The following is a 9,697-nucleotide window of genomic DNA, read 5'->3' as shown; positions in this document are numbered from 1 at the left end:
GCGAGCAGCTCGTGGGCGAGGCGGTAGGTGGCGGCGGCGAAGTCGCCGGCGGTGATCTCGACCCGGTCGGCGGTGGTGATGGCACGCCGGTGCGGCTCTCGGGTGAGGGAGCGCAGGATCAGGGCGGGGGCGCTGACGAACTCCCGTTCGGACATGGCCACTTCCTCACTGTCGGGGGCACCCGTGCCCCCACCCTAGCGCTGCCCCCACCGGCCCGGGTGGTGCTCGCCGGCCGGAAAGCCGGTGCGGGCGAGGGGCGGTTTCGGCACACTGTCCGGATGATCGCCGACCACTGGCCGCTGATGGGCCTGCGCGTCACCACGCCGCGCCTGGAGCTGCGCCTGCCCGCCGAGGACGAGCTCTGCGCGGTCGCGGACCTCGCCGCGCGCGGTGTCCACCCGCCGGGCGAACGCCCCTTCCTCACCCCGTGGGGCGAACTGCCGCCCGCCGAACGGGCCCGGCACGTGCTGCAGATGCACTGGCGGCGGCTGGGGCGCTGGACGGCGCGGCACTGGGCGCTGGACCTGGTGGCCTTCCACCGGGGGAACCCGGTGGGCGTGCAGGACATGCGGGCGCAGGAGTTCGCCGTACGGCGGGAGATCGCCTCCGGCTCGTGGATCGGCCTGGAGCACCAGGGCCGGGGTCTGGGCACCGAGATGCGCGCCGCGATGCTCCATCTCGCGTTCGCGGAGCTGGGCGCGGTCTCGGCGACCTCGGTGTCCTTCGCCGACAACCACTCCTCCCTCGCGGTCTCCCGCAAGCTCGGCTACCGCCCCGACGGCATCGACCGCGACACCCTGGACGGCCGGGTCGTGGAGTCCCAGCGCCTGCGCCTGTCCCGCGCCGACTGGCCGGGCCCGCCCGTCCCGGTGACGGTCACCGGCCTGACCCCCGCCTGCCGCGACCTCTTCGCCGCCCCGGCGGCGTAGCAGGCCGGGACCTCAGCCCAACGCCCGCGTGCAGGAAGTCGACCCGGTCGACTTCCTGCACCCCCGACGCCGCGGGGCGCCAGAGCAGGCCACTGCCCGCACGCCCGGGCCAACTGCCAGCCGCCGCGCCGGAAGTCGAACCAGCCGACTTCCGGTGCGCAGGCGGCACACGCGAGCCCGCCAACGCGGCAGTGCACCGAACCCGCCGACTCCCCGCGGCCCACGCCGGCCGCGCCCGCAGCGAGAGTCGGCGGGAGCGACTTCCGGTGCGGGAGCGCAGGTCAGCGGGCCTGCGGCAGGGCGGTCAGGGCGGTCAGGGCGGTCAGGGCCTGGGGCAGGGTGGTGAGGGTGTGGAGGACGTGGATGCCCTCGGTGGGTGGGGTGCCGGTGGCGGCGCGGTCGAGCCAGAAGGCGTGGAGGCCTGCGTCGCGGGCGCCTTCGGCGTCGTGGGTGTACTTGTCGCCGACGTAGGCGACTTCGTGCGGGGGCAGGCCCAGCGCGGTGCAGCCGGCGTGGAAGATGCTGGGGGCGGGTTTGGCCTCGCCGTGCTGGTCGGAGCAGATGAGGACGTCGCCGACGTGGTCGAGCAGGCCGATGGTGCGCAGTTTGCGGCGCTGGTGGTCGGTGTCGGAGTTGGAGACGATGCCGAGCCGGTAGTGGGGGGCGAGGGCGAGGAGGGTCGGCTCGGCGTCGGGGAAGGCGCTCCAGGCGGCGTCGCGGTGGGCGGCGTAGCCGGCGAACCAGGCGGCGGCCTGGTCGTCGGTGAGGTCTTCGGCGCCGTCCTGGCCGAGTTCGGCGAGGAACTGGCGGGTGCGCGCGTACTGCTGACCCTGCAGGGTGAGTTCCCGGGCGAGGTAGCGGGCGTACTGGTACTCCATGACGGAGCGCCACAGGGTGAGTGCGGCCTGCGGGGTGGGGAAGCGGTCGAGCAGGCCGACGTCCCGCAGGTGGGCGAGGATGCCCTCCTCCTCCGAGCGCGTGTAGTCGAACAAGGTGTCGTCGACGTCGAAGAGCACGCCCCTGATCGGCATGGACCGTCCTTCCCGGTGATCGCTGCGGTGTCCTGCGGTACGGACCCTACGCGTCGGCGTTGCGGGCGCCGGCGGCGAGGCGGTCGGCGAGGGCGGTGACGAGGGCGCGCAGTTCCTCGGGGCGCTCGATGGCGAACGGGCGGTCGAGTGCGGCCAGGACCGGGGGCAGCCAGTCGAGCCGCTGCGCCCGCAGGTCGACGCGCAGCCAGCCCCCGCCCGAGCCGCCCGAGCCGCCCGAGCCGCCCGAGCCGCCCGAGCCGCCCGAGCCGCCCGAGCCGCCCGAGCTGTCGGAGCTGTCCGAGCTGTCCGAGCTGTCGGAGCTGTCCGGATCACCCGGGCCGTCCGTCCCTTGGGGGCCGTCCGGGTCCGTGGCGGGTCGGAGTTCCCGCAACTCGGCGACGGAGGCGGGCAGATGGGCGCGGACGTGTGCGGCGTCGGCCCGGATGCGCAGGGTGACGTGGTGGCGGTAGTCGGCGGTGGCGAAGCCCGTCAGGACGCGCTGGGCGGGGTCGGGGCCGGCGGGTTCGTCGAAGGTGCCGGGCAGGGTGCGGGCGTCGGTGACGCGGTCGAGCCGCAGGGTGCGGTCCTGGTCGAGGCGGGTGTCGCGGCCGGTGAGGTACCAGCGGCCGCGGTGGGCGACGATGCCGTGGGCGTGCAGGGTGCGTTCGCTGGGGCGGCCTTCGCGGTCGGTGTAGCGCAGGGCGAGCGGGCGGCGGTGGCGTACCGCGTCGGCGACGGTGAGCAGCAGGGCGGCGTCGGGGGTCTCGGGTTCGCCGGGCGGGTGGCCGGCCGCCTCGCCGGGCGCCTCGCCGGGCGCCTCGCCGGGCGGGTCGGTGAAGGCGAGGGCGTCCTGGAGGGCGTCGAGCCGGTGGGCGAGGTGGCGGGGCAGGACGCGCCGGATCTTCGCCGTCGCGGTCTCGTTGGCGGTGCGCTGGGTGGTGGTGAGTGCGGTGCGGCGGCCGGCGAGCAGGCCCAGGAGTACGGCCAGTGCCTCGTCGTCGCCGAGCATGAGCGGGGGCAGGCGGTAGCCGGGGGCCAGGCGGTAGCCGCCGTAGCGGCCGCGCACCGATTCCACGGGCACGTCGAGTTCGGCGAGTTGCTGCGCGTAGCGCCGTACGGTGCGGCCCTGGACGCCGAGCCGGTCGGCGAGTTCGGCGACGGTGCGGGTGCCGCCCGACTGCAGGAGTTCCAGGAGGGTCAGCACGCGGGCGGTGGGTCGGGGCACGGGGAGAAACCTACTTCCGATAGGGGACCGGTTCTGTCCCCTATCGCTCCTAGTGTGCGGGGCACAGGGGCTTCGGCTCTTCAACTACGGCTTACTACGGTCTGGGAGATTCCATGGACTTCGTCTCGATCCGCGTCATCACCGGCGACGTCGCGCGCCTCGTCGGCTTCTACGAGCGGGCCACGGGGGCGCGGGCGGTGTGGGCCACCGAGGAGTTCGCCGAGCTCAGGACGGCGGGGGCGACCCTGGCGATCGCCGGCGCCGCCACGGTCGCGCTGTTCGCCCCGGGGTCGGCCCGGGCGGCGGACAACCGCAGTGTGATCACCGAGTTCCTGGCCGCCGACGTGGACCGGCTGGCCGAGGACCTGGCGGGCGTGGCCGCCGAGGTCGTCGCCGGGCCCGCCACGATGCCGTGGGGCAACCGGTCGCTGCTGGTGCGCGACCCGGACGGCAACCTCGTCAACTTCTTCACGCCCGTCACCCCGGAGGCCGTCGCGAAGTACGCGCGCTGAGTCCCCGGGGGCGCTCAGGGGGTCGGGACGGGTGCCGGGAGGGCGGCGGCGAGGAGGGCGTCCAGCAGGCCGGGGAAGCGGGCGTCCAGGTCGGTGCGGCGCAGGCTGACGAAGCGGTTGCGGCCGGCGACGCGGGTGGTGGTGACGCCGGCCTCGCGCAGGACCCGCATGTGGTGGGAGACGGTCGACTTGTGGAGGTGGTCCAGGCCCAGGTCGCGGGGGGAGCAGGAGTGTTCGGCGCCGTCGGCGTAGCTGAGCAGCAGGCGCATGCGCACGGGGTCGCCGAGGGCGTGCAGGACGGTGACGAGGTCGATGTCGGCGGTGGGGGGCTGGGGAAGCCGTTCGTCGTCGGTCATGGGGTCGGCTCCGGTCCTCGGGTCCCGTGAGGGGACGGCCAGCGGCGGGAATGGTTTGACAATCATCCACCAATCCCCGATTGTTTGGCGAGCATCAAACCGTTGCATGTTCGTCAAACAATTACTCCGGGGGGCTTCTCCGTGCCCGTACGCCTGCTCCTGCTCGCCCTCGGCACCTTCGCCATGGGCACCGACTCGATGGTGGTGGCCGGCATCCTCGGCCCGGTCTCCGACGACCTGGGCGTGTCGGTGGGCGCCGCCGGCCAGCTGGTCACCGTCTTCGCCCTCGGCTACGCCCTGCTCGCCCCGCCCCTGGCCGCCGCCACCGCCCGCTGGCCGCGCCGGCGCCTGCTGCTGACCGCGCTCACCGTCTTCAGCGCCGCCAACGCCCTCAGCGCCCTCGCCCCCGGCTACGAACCGCTGCTCGCCACCCGGGTGCTGGCCGCCGCCGGCGCCGCCCTCTACACCCCCACCGCCAACGCCGTCGCCACCACCCTGGTCGCCCCCGAACGGCGCGGCCGGGCCCTGGCCACCGTGCTCGGCGGCATGACGGTCGCCACCGCGCTGGGCGTGCCGCTGGGCACCTGGGTCGGACGCACCGACTGGCGGCTGACGATGTGGCTGGTCACCGCGCTCGGCCTGGCCGCGCTCGCCGGACTCGCCGCCCTGCTGCGCGACCTGCCCGCCCCCGCCGCCGCCCCCACCCTCGCCGCCCGCCTCGCCCCGCTGGGCCGGCGCCGGGTACTGGGCGCCGCCGCCACCACACTCGCCTTCTTCCTGGCCTTCCAGAGCGTCTACATCTACCTCGCCACCGCCGTCCACGGCGCCACCGGCGGCGACGCCGACAAGCTCAGCCTCGTCCTGCTCACCACCGGCGTGATGTCGGTGGCCGGCAGCTGGCTGGGCGGACGCCTGGTCGACCGCACCGGGGTGCGCACCGTCCTGCTGGCCGGCTCCGCCGTCGCCGCGTGCGCCTTCGCCGCCCTGCCCTGGCTGGGGCGCAGCATGCCGGGAGCGCTGGCGTACGCGGTGGTGGTGCCGCTGGCGGGCTGGGCGGTGTCGGTCGCGCTGCCGCACCGGCTGGCCTCGCTCGACCCGGCGAACGCGCCGCTGCTGATCTCCCTCAACAGCAGCGCCCTCTACCTCGGTACGGCGGGCGGCGGTGTCGCGGGCTCGGCGGCCATCGCCCTGCTGGGCACCCACTGGTTCCCCCTCGCCGCGGCGGCCCTGGCCCTGGTGGCCTGCGCCACCGCTGCGGCCACCACCCGCGACCGGCGCGCTCCCGCCCGGACGGGGACGGCCGCTCCCGCCCGGACCTGAACGCCGGCGCCGTCCCCCGAGCCGCTCCCCCGAGCCGCTCCCCCGGGCCCCAGGGCCCGGCCCCGCCCCCGTCCCCCAGGCGAGGGGTCCGGGACCTGGGGCCTGGAGCCTGGAGCCTGGGGCCTGGGGCGAGGGGTCCGGGACCTGGGGTCCGGGACCGGACGGGCGTGCGCGTCAGGCGCCGAGGACGTCGCCGACCAGGGCGCGGGCCTCCTGCTGGACCCGGGCCAGGTGGTCGGTACCCAGGAAGGACTCGGCGTAGATCTTGTACACGTCCTCGGTGCCCGAGGGCCGGGCGGCGAACCAGGCGTTGTCGGTGCAGACCTTCAGGCCGCCGATGGCCGCCCCGTTGCCGGGGGCGTGCGAGAGCACCGAGGTGATCTTCTCCCCGGCGAGCTGCCCGGCGGTGACCTGCTCGGGGGCCAGGCGGGCCAGGCGGGCCTTCTGCTCGCGGTCGGCGGGGGCGTCGACGCGGGCGTAGGCGGGGGCGCCGTGACGCTCGGTCAGTTCGCGGTAGCGGGCGCTGGGGGTGGCACCGGTGACGGCGGTGATCTCGGCGGCGAGCAGGGCCAGCAGGATGCCGTCCTTGTCGGTGGTCCACACCCCGCCGTCGCGGCGCAGGAAAGAGGCGCCGGCGCTCTCCTCGCCGCCGAAGGCGATCGAGCCCTCCAGCAGGCCGTCGACGAACCACTTGAAGCCGACCGGAACCTCCACCAGGGCGCGGCCCAGGCCCGCGGCGACGCGGTCGAGCATCGAGGAGGAGACCAGGGTCTTGCCGACGGCGGCGTCCGCGGGCCAGTCGGCGCGGTGGCGGTAGAGGTAGTCGACGGCCACCGCCAGGTAGTGGTTGGGGTTCATCAGACCGCCGTCGGGGGTGACGATGCCGTGCCGGTCGGCGTCCGCGTCGTTGCCGGTGGCGATGGCGTACTCGTCCTTACGGCCGATGAGGGAGGCCATCGCGGCCGGGGAGGAGCAGTCCATGCGGATCCTGCCGTCCCAGTCCAGCGTCATGAACCGCCACGTCGGGTCGGTGACCGGGTTGACCACGGTCAGGTCCAGGCGGTGGGTCTCGGCGATGCGCCCCCAGTAAGCCACCGAGGCGCCACCCAGCGGATCGGCGCCGATGCGCAGGCCCGCCGAGCGCACCGCGTCCAGGTCCAGCACCGAGGGCAGGTCCTCGACGTAGGCGCCCAGGAAGTCGTGGCGCCCGGTGGTGGCCGCGGCCAGCGCCCGCGCGTACGGGACCTTCTTGACCCCGCGCAGGCCCTCGCGGATCAGCTCGTTGGCGCGGTCCTGGATCCAGCCGGTGGCCTGGGAGCCGGCCGGACCGCCGCTGGGCGGGTTGTACTTGAAACCGCCGTCACGCGGCGGGTTGTGCGAGGGGGTGACCACGATGCCGTCAGCCAGCGCCCGGGGACTGCGCCGGTTGTGAGCCAGGATCGCGTGCGAGAGCGCCGGGGTGGGGGTGTAACCGTCGGCGGCGTCGATCAGCACCTGCACGCCGTTGGCCGCCAGCACCTCCAGGGCCGTGGCCTTGGCCGGCTCGGACAGGGCGTGAGTGTCCGCGCCCAGGAACAGCGGGCCCGCGACGCCCTGTTCGGCCCGGTACTCGCAGATCGCCTGCGTGGTCGCGGCGATGTGGTCCTCGTTGAACGCCGCGTCCAACGAGGAACCCCGGTGCCCGGAAGTCCCGAACGCGACCCGCTGCGCCACCTCCTGCGGATCCGGGCGCAGCGCGTAGTAGGCCGTCACCAGCCGTGCCACGTCCACCAGGTCCCCGGGCTGCGCCGGCTGCCCGGCCCGTGCGTGTGCCATCCGTCTTCTCCCGCCGAAATCCACGAAACTCGCGTTACGTCCTCGCCCCGCGCTCACCGATCGTAGCCAGAACGCGACCGTGCCCCGAACCGCGCGAGGGCGTTCGGGGCACGCAGGGCGGCCCGGGCCGGACGGGGCCCCCGGGTTCGGCCGGGCGGCCCGGGTTCAGGCGCGCGGGGCCGCCGGGTTCAGGCGGGCGGGTTCAGGTCGCCGGGTTCAGGCGGGCGGGTTCAGGTCGCCGGGTTCAGGCGGGCGGGTTCAGGTCGCCGGGTTCAGGCGGGCGGGTTCAGGCGGGCGGGTTCAGGTCGCCGGGTTCAGGCGGGCAGCTGCTGGCGGTAGCCGTCCAGTGCGGGGGCGGTGACGGTGGCCAGGAACTCCGTCACCCGGTACTCGGTCAGGCCCCGTCGCACGAACGGGTCGGTGGCCACCAGCGCCTCGATCGCGGCGCGGTCCTGCCCCGCCGCCAGGATCACCCCGCCGTCGCGCGGCACCTTGCGCCCGGAGGCCAGGAAGGTGCCCGCCGCGTAGTGGCCGTCGAGCCACCGCACGTGCTCCGCCAGCGCCTCGTCGATCCGCTCCATCGGGGCGGTGTACGTCAACTCCAGAACGAACATGCCGTCAGGCTAGCCGCCCGGCCGAACCGCAGGGCACCGGGGCCGCGGGGCTCACCGCGAGACGGGGCTCACCGCGAGGCGGGGTTCACCGGGAGGCCCACCAGGTCGAGGGCGCCGGGGCCGCGGGGCTCACCGCGAGGCGGGGCTCACCGGGCCGCGGGGTTCACCGCGAGACGGGGCTCACCGGGAGGCGGGGTTCATTGGGAGGCCCACCAGGTCGAGGGCGCCACGGCGGTGTAGCCCAGCGACTCGTACAGCGGCCGGCCCAGCTTCGAGGCGGTGAGGGTGAGCGGCAGGTGTGCCAGGGCGGCGAGGGAGCCGAGCATGACGGCCCGGCCCACGCCGCGCGAGCGGAAGTCCGGGGAGGCGGCGACCCAGTAGTGGCTGCCGACGCCCTCGTCGACCACGCTGACGCAGGCTCCGGCGGGCACGCCCTCACGTGTGGCGAGGAAGACGTCCACGCCCGGCTGCCCGATCAGCGCCATCGGGAACAGCTCGCCGGGGCGGTGGGGCTGGAAGCCGGTCAACTCGAAGCCCTCGATCACGACCCGCTCGGCCGCCCGGAGGTCCTCGGGGCGCCGTACCCGGATCACGCCGGGCGCCGGTCCGCCTTCCGGCCCGAGAGGCGCGGGCGGACGCAGCATGACGGGCATCTGCCAGTTCCGCAGACCCAGGTGGCTCAGGTCGGTGGCACTGAAGGGGTCCTCGGCGTTGACCGGGCCCGGGGCGCGGCGGGCCAGGGCGCCCAGTTCGGCGAGTTCGTCCGGGTCGAGGCCGGGTTCCTGGATCAGGATCCGCAGGCCGGCACGCTGGTCGCCGTCGACGGCGACGAATCCGCGGCGCCGGATCACCTCATGGCCGCGGCTTCGGCCGGTGGCGGCCCAGAAAGCGGCGGAGTTGCGGGCCTGGAGCGTCAGCGCCCCTGCCGGGGAGGCGTTCTGATCGGTCGCGGCGGGTGCGGCGGTGGGTGCGGTGGTCATAGTGCCTACGGTAGTGCCGAACTGGCCCGTTGCCCGGGCCAATTCCGATACGGGCCCGCTGGGCCACCTGCGGGGCACAGGCGGGGCACAGGCGGGGCACAGGCGGGGCGCGGGTGGGGCACGGGTGCTCGGAGCGGTGGGGTGCGGTGGGGTGCGGTGGGCGAGGGCGGATTCGAACCGCCACAGCCGCAGCGGGGGCTTTACAGGCCCTTGGGCTCTCCAGTGCCCAGCTCGCCCGGGGATACGCCGGCGCCCTTGCCCGCGGCGCGGGCAGGACGGGACGCTCAGCGCGCCGGGTAATAGCCGAACGCGCGCGGGCGGCGGCGATGACGATTGCCACTGGTGGCCATCGGCACGCTCCCCTCACTCCCCGCACTGCGTCGCACTGCGTCGCACTGCGTCGCCCCGCGCTGCGTCGGTGTGTTCCGCGACCCAGCCTGCCGTGCGGGGATCCTGGGGCGCAACTGCTTTTCCGGCCCCGGCCCCGGGAGGATGCCGACCCCAATCCTGCCAGGTCACGCAAGGGTTGCGGTAGGACGCAGCACACCCTATTTCCGTCTTGCCGCCGCCCCCGCGCACCGCGCACACTCGTGCGACACCCCACTCCCCCTCCACGGCCCACGTGCCACCGCCCGCCTGCCCGGGCAGCCGGCACGCGGCCCGGCGCGCCCCGGCGCGCCCTGACGCGGTGCGGGGGGTGAGGTACCGCAAGACGCGATAACGAAGGGGGACACGACGGATGAACGTGCACACGGACCTGGTGCTAGCCGCGCGGGTACGGCTGATGGGCCACAACGAGCGGATCCTGGAAGGCGAGGAGGGACTACGGGTCTACCGGATCCTGTTCACCGCCACCCCGCACGTCTACGCCTACAAACTCGCCTACGTACTACGGGACTTGAGCGAGACCAGCCC

The 9,697-nt window shown here is 74.9% G+C and carries 9 protein-coding genes and 1 tRNA gene; 3 read left to right on the top strand and 7 right to left on the bottom strand.

Annotation, left to right across the window (positions count from 1 at the left end):
• Positions 1-278 precede the first annotated feature (278 nt).
• Positions 279-929, top strand: a complete 651-nt coding sequence (locus ACFWIS_RS39945; protein WP_380463338.1) for a GNAT family N-acetyltransferase — start codon at positions 279-281, stop codon at positions 927-929.
• 281 nt (positions 930-1,210) lie between these two features.
• Here the strand turns inward: ACFWIS_RS39945 and ACFWIS_RS39940 are convergent, their stop codons facing one another.
• Both ACFWIS_RS39940 and ACFWIS_RS39935 read right to left on the bottom strand, forming a co-directional pair.
• Entirely contained in the window at positions 1,211-1,960 is a 750-nt protein-coding gene (locus ACFWIS_RS39940) for an HAD family hydrolase (RefSeq protein WP_380463341.1), read from the bottom strand.
• Positions 1,961-2,006: 46 nt separating this feature from the next.
• The gene (locus tag ACFWIS_RS39935; protein WP_380463343.1) at positions 2,007-3,185 is read right to left on the bottom strand and encodes a helix-turn-helix transcriptional regulator; all 1,179 of its coding nucleotides are present in this window, start codon (positions 3,183-3,185) and stop codon (positions 2,007-2,009) included.
• Between the two features lie 113 nt (positions 3,186-3,298).
• On the opposite strand from ACFWIS_RS39935, the gene ACFWIS_RS39930 reads away from it, so the two are divergent.
• Positions 3,299-3,697 (top strand): VOC family protein, encoded by a 399-nt coding sequence (locus tag ACFWIS_RS39930; RefSeq protein ID WP_380463345.1) that lies wholly within the window; start codon positions 3,299-3,301, stop codon positions 3,695-3,697.
• Between the two features lie 14 nt (positions 3,698-3,711).
• On the opposite strand, the gene ACFWIS_RS39925 is transcribed toward ACFWIS_RS39930, so the two are convergent.
• Complete coding sequence (locus ACFWIS_RS39925; RefSeq protein ID WP_380463347.1) at positions 3,712-4,053, bottom strand: ArsR/SmtB family transcription factor; 342 nt, start codon at positions 4,051-4,053, stop codon at positions 3,712-3,714.
• Between the two features lie 141 nt (positions 4,054-4,194).
• Between ACFWIS_RS39925 and ACFWIS_RS39920 the strand changes: the two genes are divergently transcribed.
• On the top strand, positions 4,195-5,373 hold the full coding sequence (locus ACFWIS_RS39920; RefSeq protein WP_380463349.1) for an MFS transporter: 1,179 nt from the start codon (positions 4,195-4,197) through the stop codon (positions 5,371-5,373).
• 174 nt (positions 5,374-5,547) lie between these two features.
• Here the strand turns inward: ACFWIS_RS39920 and pgm are convergent, their stop codons facing one another.
• From pgm to ACFWIS_RS39900, 4 genes are all read right to left on the bottom strand, one after another.
• Positions 5,548-7,188, bottom strand: coding sequence for a phosphoglucomutase (alpha-D-glucose-1,6-bisphosphate-dependent) (gene pgm / locus ACFWIS_RS39915; protein WP_380463351.1), 1,641 nt, complete (start codon positions 7,186-7,188; stop codon positions 5,548-5,550).
• A gap of 314 nt (positions 7,189-7,502) precedes the next feature.
• Positions 7,503-7,802 carry a YciI family protein gene (locus ACFWIS_RS39910; RefSeq protein ID WP_380463353.1) on the bottom strand — a complete coding sequence of 100 codons (300 nt, stop codon included), beginning with the start codon at positions 7,800-7,802 and terminating at the stop codon, positions 7,503-7,505.
• 197 nt (positions 7,803-7,999) lie between these two features.
• Positions 8,000-8,782, bottom strand: coding sequence for a GNAT family N-acetyltransferase (locus ACFWIS_RS39905; protein WP_380463356.1), 783 nt, complete (start codon positions 8,780-8,782; stop codon positions 8,000-8,002).
• Positions 8,783-8,939: 157 nt separating this feature from the next.
• Positions 8,940-9,019: transfer RNA gene (locus ACFWIS_RS39900), tRNA-Tyr, on the bottom strand.
• Between the last annotated feature and the right edge of the window lie 678 nt (positions 9,020-9,697).

It is taken from the genome of Kitasatospora sp. NPDC127060 (assembly GCF_042724935.1).
GTDB lineage: Bacteria > Actinomycetota > Actinomycetes > Streptomycetales > Streptomycetaceae > Kitasatospora.
Note: the sequence above shows the minus strand (reverse complement) of the source record. Positions and strands in the feature narration are given on the sequence as shown.